The organism is Allomuricauda sp. F6463D (assembly GCF_023015965.1).
Taxonomy (GTDB): Bacteria; Bacteroidota; Bacteroidia; order Flavobacteriales; family Flavobacteriaceae; genus Flagellimonas.
The window spans coordinates 828,894-846,425 of the sequence record NZ_JALKAN010000002.1 but is presented as its reverse complement, the minus strand read 5'-3'; the positions used below and the strand labels follow the sequence as shown (position 1 = coordinate 846,425).

15 protein-coding genes are annotated in these 17,532 nt (G+C 40.7%); 11 read left to right on the top strand and 4 right to left on the bottom strand.

The genetic code is table 11. The features are described 5' to 3' along the window. Nucleotides 1-14: 14 nt before the first annotated feature. Together MWU56_RS12250 and radA are read left to right on the top strand one after the other, a co-directional pair. Nucleotides 15-1,157, top strand: coding sequence for an alpha/beta hydrolase (locus MWU56_RS12250; RefSeq protein ID WP_247044794.1), 1,143 nt, complete (start codon nt 15-17; stop codon nt 1,155-1,157). 123 nt (nt 1,158-1,280) lie between these two features. Continuing rightward, complete coding sequence (radA, locus tag MWU56_RS12245; protein WP_247044793.1) at nt 1,281-2,639, top strand: DNA repair protein RadA; 1,359 nt, start codon at nt 1,281-1,283, stop codon at nt 2,637-2,639. Nucleotides 2,640-2,643: 4 nt separating this feature from the next. Here the strand turns inward: radA and MWU56_RS12240 are convergent, their stop codons facing one another. After that, the gene (locus tag MWU56_RS12240) at nt 2,644-3,684 is read right to left on the bottom strand and encodes an aldo/keto reductase (protein WP_247044792.1); all 1,041 of its coding nucleotides are present in this window, start codon (nt 3,682-3,684) and stop codon (nt 2,644-2,646) included. A 59-nt stretch (nt 3,685-3,743) separates the two neighbouring features. Further along, a complete protein-coding gene (locus MWU56_RS12235) occupies nt 3,744-4,508 on the bottom strand; it encodes an exodeoxyribonuclease III (RefSeq protein ID WP_247044791.1) in 765 nt (254 codons plus the stop codon). Nucleotides 4,509-4,641: 133 nt separating this feature from the next. Here MWU56_RS12235 and MWU56_RS12230 point away from each other — a divergent pair, with 133 nt between their 5' ends. The 8 genes from MWU56_RS12230 to MWU56_RS12195 all read left to right on the top strand — a co-directional run bounded on the left by MWU56_RS12230 (nt 4,642) and on the right by MWU56_RS12195 (nt 14,282). Beyond that, a complete protein-coding gene (locus MWU56_RS12230) occupies nt 4,642-5,205 on the top strand; it encodes a cysteine hydrolase family protein (RefSeq protein ID WP_247044790.1) in 564 nt (187 codons plus the stop codon). Next, entirely contained in the window at nt 5,202-7,274 is a 2,073-nt protein-coding gene (locus MWU56_RS12225; RefSeq protein WP_247044789.1) for a TonB-dependent receptor family protein, read from the top strand. Before MWU56_RS12230 ends, MWU56_RS12225 begins: the two co-directional genes overlap by 4 nt. 6 nt (nt 7,275-7,280) lie before the next feature. Further along, nucleotides 7,281-7,763 carry a GyrI-like domain-containing protein gene (locus MWU56_RS12220; RefSeq protein WP_247044788.1) on the top strand — a complete coding sequence of 161 codons (483 nt, stop codon included), beginning with the start codon at nt 7,281-7,283 and terminating at the stop codon, nt 7,761-7,763. A 136-nt stretch (nt 7,764-7,899) separates the two neighbouring features. Beyond that, entirely contained in the window at nt 7,900-9,327 is a 1,428-nt protein-coding gene (locus MWU56_RS12215) for an amidohydrolase (protein ID WP_247044787.1), read from the top strand. Nucleotides 9,328-9,332: 5 nt separating this feature from the next. Further along, entirely contained in the window at nt 9,333-10,322 is a 990-nt protein-coding gene (locus MWU56_RS12210; protein WP_247044786.1) for a metallophosphoesterase family protein, read from the top strand. Between the two features lie 68 nt (nt 10,323-10,390). Beyond that, a complete protein-coding gene (locus MWU56_RS12205; RefSeq protein WP_247044785.1) occupies nt 10,391-11,857 on the top strand; it encodes a M28 family peptidase in 1,467 nt (488 codons plus the stop codon). A 139-nt stretch (nt 11,858-11,996) separates the two neighbouring features. Further along, entirely contained in the window at nt 11,997-12,509 is a 513-nt protein-coding gene (locus MWU56_RS12200) for a DUF3124 domain-containing protein (protein ID WP_247044784.1), read from the top strand. A 105-nt stretch (nt 12,510-12,614) separates the two neighbouring features. Further along, nucleotides 12,615-14,282, top strand: coding sequence for a formate--tetrahydrofolate ligase (locus tag MWU56_RS12195; protein WP_247044783.1), 1,668 nt, complete (start codon nt 12,615-12,617; stop codon nt 14,280-14,282). 3 nt (nt 14,283-14,285) lie between these two features. Here the strand turns inward: MWU56_RS12195 and MWU56_RS12190 are convergent, their stop codons facing one another. Further along, nucleotides 14,286-15,827: a glycine--tRNA ligase gene (locus MWU56_RS12190; protein WP_247044781.1), complete on the bottom strand. Its 1,542-nt coding sequence runs from the start codon at nt 15,825-15,827 to the stop codon at nt 14,286-14,288. 36 nt (nt 15,828-15,863) lie between these two features. Then, entirely contained in the window at nt 15,864-16,760 is an 897-nt protein-coding gene (locus MWU56_RS12185) for a hypothetical protein (RefSeq protein ID WP_247044780.1), read from the bottom strand. A gap of 50 nt (nt 16,761-16,810) precedes the next feature. On the opposite strand from MWU56_RS12185, the gene MWU56_RS12180 reads away from it, so the two are divergent. Further along, nucleotides 16,811-17,506 (top strand): ComF family protein, encoded by a 696-nt coding sequence (locus tag MWU56_RS12180; RefSeq protein ID WP_247044779.1) that lies wholly within the window; start codon nt 16,811-16,813, stop codon nt 17,504-17,506. Nucleotides 17,507-17,532 lie beyond the last annotated feature (26 nt).

The following is a 17,532-nucleotide window of genomic DNA, read 5'->3' as shown; positions in this document are numbered from 1 at the left end:
GAAAAACTTAACCAATGAAAAAATGTCTATTTCTACTGATAGGCTTCATGTGCTTGAACCTAGGCGCCCAAGTAAAAAAGGAAATCTTTGAATCCTTTAAGCTACAAGAGCGAAGGGATGTATCCTACTATTTTCCAGAAGATTATACCGAAGAGAAAACATACCCATTAATTGTGGTTTTGGATGCAGAATACCTTTTTGACCTTGTTGTCGCCAATGTAAAATTCCAAAGTAAGTTTGATCGTATGCCAGAAGCTATTGTAGTGGGCATTGACCAATTGCAAAACGACCTCCGATGGGAAGATTGCGATTACGAAGACACATCTGGCCTACCAACGGAGAAAGGCAAAATGTTCTACGAGTTTTTAGGAACAGAAATCATCCCCTATCTAGAGACAAGCTACAATATTGCACCCTTTAAAATGTTTGTAGGATACGATATTACCGCCAACTTTGGAAATTACTTTTTGTTCAAGGATCGCTCTTTGTTCAATTCTTATGTCAGCATCTCCCCCGTGATGGCCACCGAAATGGAAACTAGGGTCCCCGCTCGCCTCTCAGAATTGAACCAAACAATCTTTTATAATTTGATTGTGGAAAAACAGCCTTCGGATGACAGACAACGCATCCTTCAAATGAACCATAGCATCAGTTCCATTACTAAAGAATCTTTGCATTACTTTTTTGATGAGTATGAAAATGCCGATCATACCTCCATTGCTTCCTACGGGATAAGCAAGGCCTTTGATAATGTGTTCCGAATATACAGGCCCATTACACCAGCGGAATTCAAATCAGATATTCTGACCTCTGAGGAACCTGTTTTCTACTATTTGGATAATCGTTACAACACTATTGAAGACCTTTTTGGTTTTGAAAAACAAGTGGAACTCAATGATATTATGGCCATTTACGCTGCCTGCCTTAAAAAAGAAGATTACGACTCACTTAAGCCTTTGTCCGATCTTTGTAAAAAAGAATTTCCAGATACTATGATGGGCTTTTACTTTGAAGCCGAATACTATGAGTTTATTGGAGAGCCCAAAAAAGCGTTCAAAACTTTCGAAAAAGCCTTCCAACTAGAAGAAATTGACTTTTTGACTAAGGATTTGGCCCTCGAAAAAATTGATGCACTTAAAGCGGACTTCGGATATTAGTATTTCAACTGATTGGTTATGAAATTGAAGGCCATTCAAAAATTATGATGGACCAAAAAGCCAACATTCCAGGAAATCCATTCATCTAAATCCATATCTTTAGGCCTTCACCCAAAATAAGGAATGGCCAAGACCAAAACAGCATTTTTTTGTCAGAACTGTGGAACCCAATTCCCCAAGTGGATTGGACAATGTACCTCTTGCAAGGAGTGGAACACAATTGTAGAAGAAGTAGTTCAAAAAGAAGACAAAAAAAGTTGGAAGACAGATAAAGTTGCCAAACAGGCCAACAAACCACTTCGAGTTTCCGAGATTACCCAAGAACAGGAACTTCGGCTGGATACCAAAGACCAAGAATTCAACCGTGTTTTGGGTGGTGGATTAGTTCCAGGTTCCCTGACCCTGTTGGGTGGTGAGCCCGGAATTGGAAAAAGTACCTTGTTGCTTCAAATAGCACTTAAACTACCCTACAAGATTCTATATGTTTCGGGTGAGGAGAGTCAAAGGCAAATTAAAATGCGAGCAGACCGTATTCAACCCAAAAGTGAGAATTGCTACATCCTAACCGAGACCAAAACACAGAACATATTTCAACAAATATCCACCATAGAGCCCGATTTGGTAGTCATAGACTCCATTCAGACCCTGCACTCCGATTATATCGAATCTGCTGCCGGAAGCATTTCACAAATACGTGAAAGCACCGCCGAACTCATCAAATTTGCTAAAGAGAGCCACACACCGGTTATTTTGGTAGGACACATTACCAAAGACGGCACCATTGCAGGACCAAAAATTTTAGAGCACATGGTGGACACCGTTCTGCAATTTGAAGGTGATCGCAACTATGTATACCGTATTCTACGCTCCCTTAAAAATCGTTTTGGGTCAACGGCAGAACTCGGCATTTATGAAATGTTGGGAAGTGGGCTTCGCGAAGTGAACAATCCATCCGAGGTATTGATTTCCAAAAATGATGAAGACCTGAGCGGTACGGCCATAGCAGCAACCGTTGAGGGTATGCGCCCCTTACTGATTGAAATTCAAGCGTTGGTGAGCACGGCAGTTTATGGTACTCCGCAGCGCTCTGCCACTGGATTCAATGCTAAACGACTGAACATGCTCTTAGCTGTTTTAGAAAAGCGCGCTGGTTTTAAATTGGCAGCAAAAGATGTTTTTTTAAATATTACCGGAGGAATCTCCGTAGATGACCCTGCTACGGATTTGGCAGTAATGGCCGCCATTTTATCCAGCAATGCGGACCTACCCATTGAAAAAGGGACCTGTTTTGCAGCCGAAGTGGGACTCTCCGGCGAAATAAGGCCAGTACAACGAGTGGGTCAACGCATTCTGGAGGCTGAAAAATTGGGCTTCTCCACCATTTTCGTCTCCAAAAGCAACAAAATCAGTTTAAAACAAACGGGGATACAGGTGCAAAAAGTATCCAAAATTGAAGATGTAGTTGGTCATCTATTTGGTTAATTTTTTACGGTGCTGGATTCGGAATAGCTTTGTGAACTTCCTCAATACCTTCCAAGACCTCATCGGATAGTTCAATACGGATACTGCCAATATTATCCTTAAGCTGTTCCATTGTTGTTGCACCAATAATGTTACTGGTCAAAAAAGGTCTCGTATTTACAAAAGCTAAGGCCATTTGCGCAATATCAAGGTCATGTTCTTTTGCTAATTGGGCATACTTTTCCGTGGCTTCGACAGCCGTATCACCACTATATCTATTATAATTGGGAAATAATGACATCCTTGCCTTTCTTGGGGGTATTTCAGTCAAATATTTGCCGCTCAACACACCAAAACCAAGCGGTGAATAAGCCATTAACCCTATCTGTTCCCGCATGGAAATCTCAGAAAGGCCTATCTCAAACAATCTATTTAAAAGGTTATATGGGTTTTGGATAGTGCGCATACGAGGAAGTGATTGGTGCACTTTGCTTTCTTCCAGATAGCGCATGGTCCCCCATGGCGTCTCATTGGACAATCCAATATGACGGATCTTGCCCTCGGCAATCAAATCGCGAAGGGTTTCCAGAACTTGGTGGATATTATCATCCCAAACATCAACCGCATGTGCATTGTAACCACGTTGTCCAAAATAGTTCGTATTCCGTTCTGGCCAATGGAGTTGGTATAGATCAATATAATCTGTCTGTAGGCGCTTTAAGCTAGCCTCCACCGCATTTATTATAGCATTTTTACTGAATCCGGTATTTCGAATATGGCTGGCAACCTGTCCTGGCCCAGCTATTTTCGAGGCCAGCACTACTTTGTCGCGATTTCCTGTTTTTCTGAACCAGTTTCCAATAAGCTCCTCTGTTACGGCATACAGTTCTTTCTTGGCAGGGACTGGGTACAATTCAGCTGTATCAAAAAAGTTTACACCTTGATCTAAAGCATAGTCCATTTGTTCATGAGCCTCATCTTCATTATTCTGGCGGCCCCAGGTCATGGTACCCAAACATATTTTACTGATCCGAATATCGGTCTGTGGAATTCTGGTATATTTCATCAATATGGTTTAAGACCGTCAAAGGTACAGAATCAAAAACATCGGTTTTTATGTCATTGTTATTTTTCAATCTCTAACAATATTGGGCAATGGTCACTATGTTTGGCATCGGACAGAATTACCGAACGCTTGAGTCTATCCTGCAAGGGATCTGCCACCATGCCATAATCCAAACGCCATCCTTTATTGTTGGCCCGCGCATTGGCTCGATAACTCCACCATGTATAATTATCGGGCTCTTTGTTGAAATGTCTAAAGCTATCAATAAAACCACTCTTCATAAAATTACCTATCCATTCTCGCTCCACGGGCAAGAACCCCGACACATTCTTGTTTCGGACAGGGTCGTGGATATCGATGGCCTCATGACAAATATTGTAATCACCCAATACAACTAAGTTAGGATGCTCCTTACGCAGTTCATCGGCATACTTTTGAAAATCTGCCATATAGGTCAACTTAAAATCCAAACGATCCAAATTGGTTCCGGAAGGCAAGTACATGCTCATAACGGAGAGATCACCAAAATCGGCACGAATATTTCTGCCTTCATGGTCCATATAATCTATTCCTGTACCAAATTCCACATGGTCGGGCTCTTTTTTACAAAGTAACGCTACACCACTGTATCCTTTTTTCTGGGCACTGAACCAATAGTGGTGTGAATACCCAGCTTCTTCAAAAACCGAAGTATCCACTTGCTCTTCCATTGCCTTGGTTTCTTGCAAGCATACTACGTCGGGGCTTACAGATTCCAACCATTCAACAAAACCTTTTTTTAAGGCAGCCCTAATTCCGTTTACGTTATAGGATACAATCTTCATGTGTTCAAATTTGTCCAAAAATAGCCATTGTGGCTGGCTCGTTAAAATTGAATTTGCCAATACATCAATTAATGAAAAGATTCTGAGGTTTTTTCTTAATATTTTCCCTTAATTTTATAGAAAATTTCCCTGCATGACCTCACTTGTTTTAATCGACGTCCAACGTGGACTACAAGAATTGGGATATTTTGGTACAGAACGAAACAATCCAGAGGCAGAAAAAAATTGTGGCAGGTTATTGAATCATTTCAGAAAAAAACAATTGCCCATTTTCCACGTAAAGCATAATTCCACAAATGTAAGCTCTCCATTACATCCCAGTAAAATGGGAAACAAATTCCACCCAGCGGTGCAACCCATGATCAACGAACCAGTGTTTGAAAAAACGGTGAATAGTGCTTTTATTGGAACCGATTTAGAGTTCCAATTGAAAACTCGGGAAATTTCCAACCTAGTGATTGCCGGACTCACCATTGAACATTGTATTTCCACATCGGTTCGTATGGCTTCGAATTTGGGCTTCAATGTGGTTCTGGTTTCTGATGCCACTGCTGCATTTGACAAAATTGGGCATGATGGCAATAACTATGGTTCCGAAATTATTTTTCATGCGGAATTAGGAATTTTAAAAAATGAATTTGCAACAATCAAGAACACCGAAACAATAGTAAATACACTAGAAAAATTATTTAAATGAACTTAAAATTAAAAGGACTCCCATTTTTTCTCATGCTTGTTCCGACACTTCATATGTTGGCACAGGACACGCCTAATGATTCCATTACACAGTTGGATGAGATTATTTTAACCCAAGACGCAATTCCTAAAAAAGCAACTGGAATCACCACATCATCAAAAATATCGGCCCAAACTTTTGAGCGGTTCAACCCTACGGATATCCCATCTGCTATAAATCAAATTTCAGGGGTATATATTCTTTCTGGAGCTATTAATACCAACCGTATCACTATTCGTGGCATTGGTGCCAGAACACCCTACGGCACCAATAAACTTCGTATGTATTTTAACGGTATTCCCGTTACCAATGGTACAGGCTCTTCTACTATCGAGGCCTATGATTTAGAAAACTTGGGTGCTGTGGAAGTCATTAAAGGTCCAAAAGCCACAGCGTATGGTTCCAATCTTGGAGGTGCTATTTTGTTGGACACTAAAGCTTCTGTTCAAGAAAAGACACAACTTATCAATTCGTTTACCATAGGCTCTTACAACATGTTAAAGGACAATTTAACATTTACCCATTCTGAAGACGGGTTTAATATGAGTTTGAGCTATAATCATTTAGAAACAGATGGCTATCGGCAGAACAGTCAGTTTCAGCGAGATGGTTTATTGTTGAATACCCAGTTTCGAACTGGGCAAAAAAGCAGCTTGGCACTTTTAGTGAATTATATAGACTATACTGCACATATTCCGAGTACCATCAACCAGACCGATTTTGAAGAGGATCCTACTAGGGCTCCATCAAATTGGCTGGAATCACAAGGATATGAAGCAAACAAATATATCCTTACCGGTATCTCCCATACTTACCAATTTTCGGAGCACCTCCAAAATACCACAAGCATTTTTTATGCTTATCTGGATCATTATGAACCAAGACCGTTCGATATTTTGGATGAATTTACCAACGGGTTTGGGTTCCGAAGTCAATTTTCGGGAAATTGGAATAAAACGCAGTTCACCTTTGGTGGCGAACTCTACAAAGATGAATACCATTGGGGAACTTTTGAAAATCTTTATGAAGATAACAATGGCAATGGGAGCTTACAAGGCTTACAACTAAGTGACAATACAGAGTTTAGAAGACAATTTAACCTTTTTGGGACATTGACTTATTCGTTTTCCGATTCATTTTCTGCTCAGTTTGGCCTTAACCTCAACAAGACCAATTATGACTTTAACGATCTTTTTAATCAAGGTGCAGCCAACGCGTCGGCTGTTAGGGATTTTGATGCCATTCTACTACCTAATTTGGGTGTTAATTATAAATTCAAACATGGAGAATTATATGCTAATGTCAGCCGAGGTTTTTCCAATCCAAGTTTGGAAGAGACACTTACTCCGGGTGGTATCATAAACCCCGATATTTCTCAAGAAAAAGGAACTAATTTTGAACTGGGAAGCACCTGGTCTCTATTTGAAAAGAAACTTAGGGCAAATATCGCACTGTACCGTATGAATGTGGAAAACCTTTTGGTTGCCCAACGAGTAGGAGAAGATCAATATATAGGGAGAAACGCAGGGGAAACCCGTCATCAAGGTTTGGAAATGGACCTACAATATCAAGAAAAACTATCAAACAACATTACTTTTTCTCCCTACCTCAGTTATACTCTTAACGACCATAGTTTTGTAGATTTCGCAGACGGAGACAATGATTATTCGGGCAACCCACTCACAGGAGTACCAAAACATCGACTCAGTTCAGGAATAGATTTTCAACATGCAAATGGATTACAATTGAACTTAACCCATCAGTTTGTTGACGAAATCCCATTAACAGACACGAATTCCTTAAACAGTGATTCTTTTAATGTTTTCCATGCCAAATTGGCTTTTCGAACTTCAATTTCACCACAAATTAGTTTAGGACTCAATGCAGGGCTCAATAATGTTTTTGATAGCAATTATGCCCAATCTGTATTGATCAATGCCGTTGGGTTTGGAGGTGCACAGCCCAGATATTATTATCCTGGAAATGGCCGTAATTATTTTGCAGGGATAAGAGCTTCGTATGTATTTTAACAAAAAATGGTGCCAAGAATAGAAACATTGCCCATCACCAAATTGATCGGTAAAAAATTGAACACTTCTTTCGCCAACGATAAAACCGTGGAGCTTTGGCGCAGCTTTTCTCCACGAAAAGCTGAAATAAAGAATGCTATTGGCAGTGATTTGTATTCGGTCGAGATTTATCCGAAAACTCATTTTTTTCAAAATTTTCAGCCTACCGCAGTATTTGAAAAATGGGCCGCCATTACAGTGTCGGATTATAATAACGTACCCGAGGGCATGGATACCTTAACCATCCCCTCGGGCACATATGCCGTTTTTCATTATAAAGGAAAACCAAGTGAAGCCATGGATATGTTCAGGTATATTTATGCTGATTGGCTTCCCAATTCGGGGTTTAATATGGACAAGAGACCCTATTTTGCACTAATGGGAGCCAAATATAAAGGAGAGCATCCTGAATCCGAGGAAGAGTTTTGGATTCCAATCAAGGAAAAGTAATTATAAGTCTGTTTTTTCTAAATCCGTACAGGTTTTAGCACTTCAGTTAGCATTTTGAGTTTAAGTGCTATCTTTGAGTGAATTGCCATTAAGTCAGTGGCAGTTACGATTGTAATAACCAATACCAACCTCTAAAATGAAAAAAACGATATTGTTAAGTATTGCCGTTGTTTTAATTTCTTCGACGGTCTTCGGCCAAAAAGACAAGAAAAAAATCATTGCCGACCTAGATGCCAAAAATGATTATTATAAGGAAATTGCTCAAGAGCTTTGGAATAATCCTGAACTTGGCTATTTGGAAGTAAATAGCTCGGCCTTACTTCAAAAAGAACTTGAAAAAGAGGGTTTCACTATTGAAAAAGGTGTGGCTGAAATCCCAACCGCTTTTACGGCTACTTATGGTTCTGGAAGCCCCGTTATTGGTGTACTTGGTGAATTCGATGCACTCCCAGGAATGTCGCAAGAAGCTGTCCCTTATAGAAAAGCAAGGCTTGTCGGGGGTCATGGTCAAGCTTGTGGACACCATCTGTTTGGAACAGGCTCCATGGCGGCGGCCATCGCTGCAAAAAATTATCTAAAAGAATCTGGTAAATCGGGCACCATTCGTTTTTATGGAACTCCTGCGGAAGAAGGCGGTTCCGGAAAAGTCTACATGGTCCGAGCTGGGCTTTTTGATGATATAGATGCCATTGTTTCTTGGCATGCAGGAGATAAAAATGCTTCTAATCCCAGCACTAACCTAGCCACGATTTCAGGTAAATTTCGATTTATAGGAAAATCTTCCCATGCCGCTATGGCTCCGGAACTTGGACGTTCTGCGTTAGATGGTGTGGAAGGAATGAACGATTTGGTAAACATGTTGCGCGAGCATACCACAGAATCAACACGTATTCATTATGTGATCACTAAAGGTGGAGACGCTCCTAACATTGTTCCTAAAGAAGCTGAAGTATATTATGTAATTCGTCATTCCAACCGAAAAGAGGTAAAGGCTGTGTGGGACAGAGTGGTAAAAGCGGCCGAAGGAGCGGCCATAGGAACAGAAACCGAAATGACTTATGAAATCATTGGCGGAACCTACGAAAAATTGCCAAACGAATCTCTTTCCAAAATAATGCATGATAATATGACCCTTGTTGGTGGTGTAGAATACACTCCGGAAGACATTGAATTTGCCAAAGAAATCCAAAAAACTTTGGGAGCGCCCAAACCCATTTCCAGTGCTGCTGAAATTCAACCAATGGAATTCACTTATGGTAAGGCTTCCGCTGATACAGGCGATGTAAGCTGGAATGCTCCCACTGCAGCCGTAAACACTGCTACTTGGGTTCCTGGAACACCCGCACATAGTTGGCAAGCAGTTGCCGCTGGTGGAACCGATATTGGTTATAAAGGAATGATGGTAGCAGCAAAAACCATAGCCTTATCCGCTATGGACTTGTTCAAAAACCCAAAACTTTTGGATGCAGTAAAAGAAGATTTTAATAAAGGAAGAGGTCCAAATTTTACATATGAAGCTTTATTGGGCGATAGAAAACCTGCCTTGGACTATAGAAAAAACTAACAACAATGAAAACCAACCTTCTCCTTTTCCTAGGCTTATTGGGTTTAATTGGATGTAAGCAAAACGTAGAACCCGTTGAAAAAGAAACTCCAAAGTTTATTCATGATGTAAGCACAGGGCCTAAACCTTGGACCAGCGAAACGTTTGAAACTGCTGAGGAGGACTTTACCTTTGCCATCATCTCGGACCTCACCGGTGGGGAAAGAGAAGGGGTTTATACCACAGCCATTGAACAATTGAATATGCTCGACCCCACTTTTGTGGTCAGCGTAGGGGATTTGATTGATGGTGGGACCGAAGATTTCGCCCAACTGGAAAAAGAATGGAACTCGTTTGACGACCGAACCTCCAAATTGAACATGCCCTTCTTTCATTTGGGTGGCAACCACGACCTTACCAATCCAACCATGAGGGAATTCTGGAAAAACCGTTTTGGTCCTCGCTATTATCATTTTGTATATGAAAATGTTTTGTTTTTGATGATGGATTCCGAGGATTATGAAGAAGAACGTATGATAGAAATCTATAAGGCCAGAGCCAAAGCCTTAAAAATAATCAACGGTGAGATTGATGGTGTCTATGAAGAATCTGAATACTACAATATGCTCGAACGCAGTGTTGGAGGCATGGGTCAAGTTCAATTAGATTATTTTACAAAAGTACTTAAAGCCTATCCGGATGTGAAATGGACGTTCGTGCTCATGCACAAACCTCTTTGGATGCGAATAGACGAAAAAGGCCTTGAACCCCTGGAGGAGGTATTGGCCGACAGGGAATACACCGTGATCAATGGGCATTTTCACTCCTTTTCCAATCACATGCGAAAAGGACATAGCTACACCATTTTAGGCACTACAGGTGGTAGTCAAAATCCGCAAGATTCCATGGCTTTTGATCATGTGAGTTTGGTTCGTATGGAAAAGAAGCCAGTGATAACCCATTTAAAAATGGAAGGGATTTTGAACGAACAGGGAAAAGTGCCAAAAGTAGAATAACCCGGGCTTGTATTAAAAAACATTACCTTACATCATCGCTTTCATTTAACACCCTTTAGTAAATCCCTATGAAAAAATCACTTATCCTCTGTTTAGCTTTTTCAATGTTAGCCATGGCGCTTTATGCCCAAACGGACAAAGAAAAAGCAGCTAGCACTGTTAACAAAAATACTATTGAAAGTCATATCAAATTCTTATCGGACGACTTATTGGAAGGTCGTGAAGCCGGTACCAAGGGGAATAAGATTGCCGCCAGCTATTTAGCCAACCAACTTAGAAAATTTGGGGCAAAACCAATTTCTGGCACAGGAACTTATTATCAAAATTTTGACCTTCTACAATCGAGTGCACCAAATTTTGTGGAACTCAATTTGAACGAGGTAGCCTATCCCTTACTGGCATCTTTTAAATTACCGGAAATGGAGCAATCGGGAGAAGCGGTCTTTTTGGGCTACGGCACCGAAGATGATTTTAAGGTCGAATCAGTTTCCGGAAAAATGGTAGTGGTACTTGCAGGTATTGAAGCGGGGCAAGATCCTGGCCAAATGTTTCGTAGCAGCAGAAAAAAGGTAGAGCTCGCTAAGTCCATGGGGGCCAAGGGGCTTTTGGAACTTGTACAGTTTGATGAAGCCATGTGGAGCCGCATAAAACACTATGTAGACCAAGGAACTGAGGTGAAAAATGTTAATGAAACTTCTGAAATACCCCATATTTGGGTGAATACCAAAACTACCCATCCAGGATTTACCAAGAGCATGCAGCTATCGTACAGTCTGAAATCTGATGGTAAGACCAAAACTACATTGCATACCCAAAACGTGGTAGGCACCATTGAAGGTACAGACCCTATACTGAAAAAAGAATATGTTATTTATTCCGCCCACTACGACCATGTAGGCATTGGCCAACCCAATGCCGAAGGCGACTCCATTTATAACGGGGCACGAGACAATAACATTGGTGTTACTGCGGTATTATCCATGTTGGAAAATTTGGCAAAATATCCCACCAAGCGTTCAGCTTTGTTCATTTTATTTACAGCGGAAGAAAAAGGGTTACTGGGCAGTCAATATTATGCGGACCACCCCTTGATTCCTCTTGAGCAAGTTTCCTATTGTTTTAATACTGACGGTGGAGGTTATAATGATACCTCATTGGCAACCATTGTTGGTCTGGAACGTACCTCAGCTGAAGAATTGATTATTGAGGGTGCCGGGGCATTTGGCCTAAAGGCCATTGGCGACCCTGCTCCTGAACAAGGGCTTTTTGACAGAAGTGACAACGTGAATTTTGCCAAAAAAGGGATCCCTGCTCCAACCTACTCCACAGGCTTCGACAGTTTTGATGATGAAATTATGAAGTACTATCACCAAGCCAACGACGAAGCGGACAGCTTGGACTACGATTACCTCCTACAATTCTATCAAGGCTATGTGTATTCAGGAAGACTGATTGCCAATAGTTCCAAAAAACTGTTTTGGAAAGAAGGTGATAAATATGAAGCAGCGGGTAAAGCGTTGTATGGAATGAAGTAAATCAATCAATACAATAATCCAAGGTTTATATAGTTTGTTTAGAAAACGTAAGGCACGCCTTTTCATCAAATTAAAGAATGGGCTTATGTATGGGTTTCCAACTAATCCGTATCTTAGTTCAACTATTTGAATCCGAACGATGGGTAAACTTGTTCCATTTTTTTTATTGCTATTAGTATTTTCCTGTAAAGAACAAGCTAAGAAGGACGTCAGTTCCATTGATCCAATCAACTGGAACAATCGAACAGCCATCATCACTGAGCAAGACTCCCTTTTGAATGGTATGTCCTATCTTTCCGTGTATTCCGAAATTTACAGTGAAACCGAACACCGAACGCATAATCTAACGAGCACCATTAGTATGCGGAACACCAATTTAAAGGACACCATTTACATCACTAAAGCGGACTATTATGACACCAAAGGAAGCCTCATACGAACCTATTTTGATGAACCCATCTACATAAGACCCATGGAAACCGTAGAAATCGTGATTGATGAGAAAGATCAATCTGGCGGAACGGGCGCCAATTTTTTGTTTCAATGGTCTATGAAACACACCTCCCACGAACCTTATTTTGAAGGGGTGATGATTTCCACATCCGGACAACAAGGGCTATCTTTCACTACTCAGGGACGGAGAGTGGAATAGTTCACTTGGCTATGCAAATGTCATAGTTTTAATCCTCCAATTATAGTATATTGTGTATCAATTTAGGAATCCTTCAAGGTTTCCGCTGCGCATAAAAACCAAACTATGAATGATTTACAAATCGCCAAAGGTGTTTCACTGAAGCACATTTCTACCATTGCAGAAAAATTTGGAATTGACCCTGAGAACATTGAAATGTTCGGAAAATACAAAGCAAAACTTCCTCTACAAGCCATAAACAGGGAAAAAGCCAATCATAGTAATCTTATTTTGGTGTCCGCCATTTCCCCAACTCCTGCCGGGGAGGGAAAAACCACTATGTCCATAGGGCTTTCTGAAGGGTTGAACCGCTTAGGCAAAAAAACGACCGTAGTTTTACGTGAACCATCTTTGGGACCTATTTTTGGAATTAAAGGGGGTGCTACGGGTGGCGGTTATTCCCAAGTTTTGCCCATGGAGGACATCAACCTTCATTTTACAGGGGATTTTGCTGCCATTGAAAAAGCGCACAACTTGTTGTCCGCTATAATTGACAACAATATTCAAAGTAAGACCAACACTTTACTTTTAGATCCAAGAACAATAGGTTGGAAACGCGTAATGGACATGAACGACCGTTCCCTCCGTCATGTAATAGTTGGTCTTGGGGGAACCACTTCAGGTGTGCCAAGGGAAACGGGGTTTGATATTACCGCAGCTTCTGAAATTATGGCAATACTTTGTTTAGCAGAAAGTTTAAGTGATTTGAAAAAACGATTGGGGAATATTTTTGTGGGATATACTTACGACAAAAAACCCATTTACGCCAAAGACTTAAAAGCGGAAGGAGCCATGGCCGCTTTGCTAAAAGATGCCATTAAGCCTAACTTGGCACAAACCATTGAGGGCAACCCGGCCATAATCCATGGTGGGCCTTTTGCCAACATCGCGCAGGGAACCAACTCGGTTATCGCCACTTTAATGGGCATGTCCCATTCAGAGTACACTGTGACAGAAGCGGGATTTGGATTTGATCTAGGAGCTGAGAAATTCTTCGATATCAAGTGCCAAAGTGCTGGATTAAAACCTAAGGCGGTTGTACTTACCACTACCATCCGTGCCTTGAAATACCATGGTGGCGCAGATTTAAAATCATTGACAGAACCAAACGTAGCTGCTTTGAAAAAAGGACTTCCGAACCTGGAAAAGCATATAGAAAACATTGCCAAGTTTAAAATGGTCCCCGTAATAGCCATCAACAAATTTGTTTCCGACACGGGCGAAGAGATTGCGGCAATTCAAGAATTTGCAGCATCCAAAGGAATACGAATAGCCGTTGCGAATGTTTGGGGCAAAGGCGGTGAAGGCGCAGAAGATTTGGCCAAAGCCGTTATTGACATTGTGGAGTCAAAAGCTTCAGCATTTCAACCGCTGTATGATTGGAAATCCAGTGTAAAGGATAAGATTGCCACCATTGCCACCGAAATTTATGGTGCGGAGTACGTGGATTATACTGCCAAGGCTAAAGCCGACCTCAGAAAAATAACAGATCTTGGTTTGGATCAGTTACCAGTTTGTATTGCCAAGACCCAAAAATCCTTATCAGACAACCCAAAACTATTGGGCAGACCCAAAGATTTTATCATTACCGTACGTGAAATAGAAATTGCCGTAGGAGCTGGTTTCTTGGTTCCAATTACGGGTAACATAATGCGTATGCCGGGATTGCCGGCGCATCCAGCTTCCGAAGGCATCGACATTAATGATGAGGGAGAAATTACAGGTTTGTTCTAAACTTTAAATCTTCTGTAGCCAATAGCGCATATCCACTTCTTTGGAAATGATATCTTTCACCTCCGAAAGTTTCACTCGCTTTTGCTCCATAGTATCCCTATGCCTAATGGTAACTGTATCGTCTTCCAATGTTTGATGGTCCACCGTCACACAAAAAGGTGTTCCAGCGGCATCTTGACGACGATAACGACGGCCAACGGCATCCTTTTCATCATAATCCACATTGAAATCCCATTTGAGTTCATCCACCAATTTTTGCGCAACTTCAGGTAGTCCATCACGTTTTAACAAGGGCAGAACGGCGACTTTGTTAGGAGCAAGTACAGCTGGAATCTTAAGTACTGTCCGTGTTGAACCATTTTCCAATTCCTCTTCTTGTAGCGAATTGGAGAAAACAGCCAAGAACATGCGATCTAGCCCTATGGAAGTTTCTAATACATAAGGGGTATAACTTTTGTTCTCTCCGTGATCGAAATATTGTAATTTTTTTCCTGAGAATTCCTCGTGTTTGCCCAAATCAAAATCAGTACGGGAATGGATTCCCTCCAGTTCTTTAAATCCGAATGGAAACCTGAATTCAATATCGGCAGCTGCATCGGCGTAGTGTGCCAATTTTTCATGGTCGTGGAAGCGATAATTCTCTTTACCCAAACCTAAGGAAAGGTGCCATTTCATTCGTTTTTCCTTCCAAGTTTCGTACCACTCCATTTGGGTACCCGGTTTTATAAAGAATTGCATTTCCATCTGTTCAAATTCCCTCATTCGGAAAATAAACTGACGGGCCACAATCTCGTTTCGGAAGGCTTTTCCAGTTTGGGCAATCCCAAACGGAATCTTCATCCGTCCCGTTTTCTGTACATTCAAAAAGTTAACGAAGATACCCTGTGCCGTTTCTGGACGAAGGTACAAATCCATAGCACTATCGGCAGAGGCTCCCAACTTGGTTCCAAACATCAAGTTGAATTGCTTAACATCGGTCCAATTTTTAGACCCTGAAAGTGGACAGGCAATCTCCAATTCTTCAATCAAAGCTTTTACATCGGCCAAATCTTCATTTTCAAGGGATTTCCCCATTCGTTTTAGAATGGTGCTTGCTTTTTCTTGATAATCAACTACACGTTTGTTGGTAGCAAGAAATTGTTCTTTGTCGAAGTTATCACCAAAGCGCTTGGCAGCTTTTTTTACTTCTTTTTCAATCTTACCTTCAATTTTAGCAACATAATCTTCGATAAGAACATCGGCTCGGTATCTCTTTTTAGAGTCTTTGTTATCTATCAAGGGGTCGTTGAAGGCATCCACGTGGCCAGAGGCCTTCCATGTGGTAGGGTGCATAAATATAGCAGCATCGATACCTACGATGTTCTCATTGAGCTGCACCATAGCTTTCCACCAATATTCGCGAATATTTTTCTTTAGCTCGGCACCGTTCTGACCATAGTCATAAACAGCACTGAGTCCATCATAAATCTCACTGGATTGAAATACATAACCATATTCCTTTGCGTGTGAGATAACCTTCTTAAAAATGTCTTCCTGATTTGCCATTGAGCAAAAATAGAATTTTACCCAAAAAGAAGTGCGCTATTTTAGCTGAAATTCGGTAGAAGCCAACAATCTTTCGTCTTCAAAGACATTTAAGGTGTAAATCCCTTCTTCCAACGAACCCTCCGGTACAGTAATAGCATCACATATGCTAATTTCTTTCCCAGTATACACAATCTCCACCTTTTTACTGTAGATATTTCCGCTTACCGAGATAGTATTGGCATTATCCTCGACAACTGCCATATTGGGGTCTAAAAATTGTAGATAAAGTACTTTAATATCTCCATGGGCATTGGTCTCGCTCAAAATAGTCACACATCCCCTCAACTTTTCAATTACAGATGCTTTATTGGTTTTAATAGGCCTACCTGCTCTTAATCTAAATCCGCTGCCTTCGGCATCTTGTAGTTTTAAATAGCTTTTTATACGAAGTTCCCTTGTAAGCTCTTTATTGGTCTCACGCAACAAAGATTCTGTCTGTTGCATATTATTGGCTTGGCCCCGTAGTTCCTCCAACTGCTTTATTGTCTCATCATACTTACTGGCCAATAAACTATTATTGTATCTAAGAAAGTTGTTCTTGAGCTTTAGACTGTCAAAACGAAGTTCCAATTTACGGAGTTCTGTCCTAGTTTCCTTTAATTTGGTAATACTAAAATTTAGTCTACCCACCGAATCAAGTAATTGTTGAACTCTGAACCGAGAAGTTTGCAACTCTATTTCGTTTACTTCATTAAGACCCGATAAGCGATCAACTTCGGCCCTCATCAACGTAAGGTCTTTTACTAAGAGTGATTTTTCCTCCTCCAAATAAATCATCTGGTTTTTGGATTGTGCGTAACTATAATAAAAAGCAATTAGAATCCCAACAACGACCGCTGCCATAGCGGCGAAAATAATTTTGTAGTTAAAATTGCTATCTTGGGAGTTCATGGGGTTGACTGACTACACTAAAAATATAATAAGATTTGACACTAAAAAGGTTGGCTAAGATAATAAACGAGATTAACAACATCCTATTGCCAAGGGTATGTTTTGGATGTAATACCCAATTATTTAGTGGAGAGCGTATTTTGTGTGCAGTTTGTCGACATGATGTGCCACTCACCGATCATAACTATCTGGAAGAAAACGTAGTGGACCGTATATTTTATGGCAGAGTTCCTATAAAAAAGGCAGCTTCTTTCGTTTTTTTCTCAAAAAAAGGTGTCGTAAAAAATCTATTATATTGGTTGAAATATAAAAATCAAGAACAAATTGGAGGTTTTTTTGGTGATTGGTGCGGGTCACTTTTAAAAGAAAGTGGACACCTCAACCATATCGATGCTGTTATTCCAGTTCCTTTACACCCCAAAAAACAACAAAAACGGGGCTATAACCAAGTCGCCTTATTTGCCCGTAAAATTGCAGCGAACCTTGATGCTGAGTTTTGTAATGATTGGCTGATAAAGGCAAAACACACAAAAACACAAACAAAAAAAAGTCGTCAATTGCGATGGGAAAGTTCAAAGGATGCATTTCAACTAAATTCTTCCAACAGTCGAACATTTAAACATGTTCTTTTAGTAGATGATGTTATTACAACAGGTGCAACCATTGAATCTTGTACACAAACACTTCTCCAACATGAAAATATGGAGGTTACTGTATTGAGTTTGGCCATAGTGCCAGAGGGTTAAAATTTATTAATGCGGTGTTCTAGTTT

Bases quoted from the DNA above. Each gene is read 5' to 3' on its own strand.
- MWU56_RS12250 (WP_247044794.1), top strand. From the start codon at position 15: ATGAAAAAATGTCTATTTCTACTGATAGGCTTCATGTGCTTGAACCTA.
- radA (WP_247044793.1), top strand. From the start codon at position 1,281: ATGGCCAAGACCAAAACAGCATTTTTTTGTCAGAACTGTGGAACCCAA.
- MWU56_RS12240 (WP_247044792.1), bottom strand. From the start codon at position 3,684: ATGAAATATACCAGAATTCCACAGACCGATATTCGGATCAGTAAAATA.
- MWU56_RS12235 (WP_247044791.1), bottom strand. From the start codon at position 4,508: ATGAAGATTGTATCCTATAACGTAAACGGAATTAGGGCTGCCTTAAAA.
- MWU56_RS12230 (WP_247044790.1), top strand. From the start codon at position 4,642: ATGACCTCACTTGTTTTAATCGACGTCCAACGTGGACTACAAGAATTG.
- MWU56_RS12225 (WP_247044789.1), top strand. From the start codon at position 5,202: ATGAACTTAAAATTAAAAGGACTCCCATTTTTTCTCATGCTTGTTCCG.
- MWU56_RS12220 (WP_247044788.1), top strand. From the start codon at position 7,281: ATGGTGCCAAGAATAGAAACATTGCCCATCACCAAATTGATCGGTAAA.
- MWU56_RS12215 (WP_247044787.1), top strand. From the start codon at position 7,900: ATGAAAAAAACGATATTGTTAAGTATTGCCGTTGTTTTAATTTCTTCG.
- MWU56_RS12210 (WP_247044786.1), top strand. From the start codon at position 9,333: ATGAAAACCAACCTTCTCCTTTTCCTAGGCTTATTGGGTTTAATTGGA.
- MWU56_RS12205 (WP_247044785.1), top strand. From the start codon at position 10,391: ATGAAAAAATCACTTATCCTCTGTTTAGCTTTTTCAATGTTAGCCATG.
- MWU56_RS12200 (WP_247044784.1), top strand. From the start codon at position 11,997: ATGGGTAAACTTGTTCCATTTTTTTTATTGCTATTAGTATTTTCCTGT.
- MWU56_RS12195 (WP_247044783.1), top strand. From the start codon at position 12,615: ATGAATGATTTACAAATCGCCAAAGGTGTTTCACTGAAGCACATTTCT.
- MWU56_RS12190 (WP_247044781.1), bottom strand. From the start codon at position 15,827: ATGGCAAATCAGGAAGACATTTTTAAGAAGGTTATCTCACACGCAAAG.
- MWU56_RS12185 (WP_247044780.1), bottom strand. From the start codon at position 16,760: ATGAACTCCCAAGATAGCAATTTTAACTACAAAATTATTTTCGCCGCT.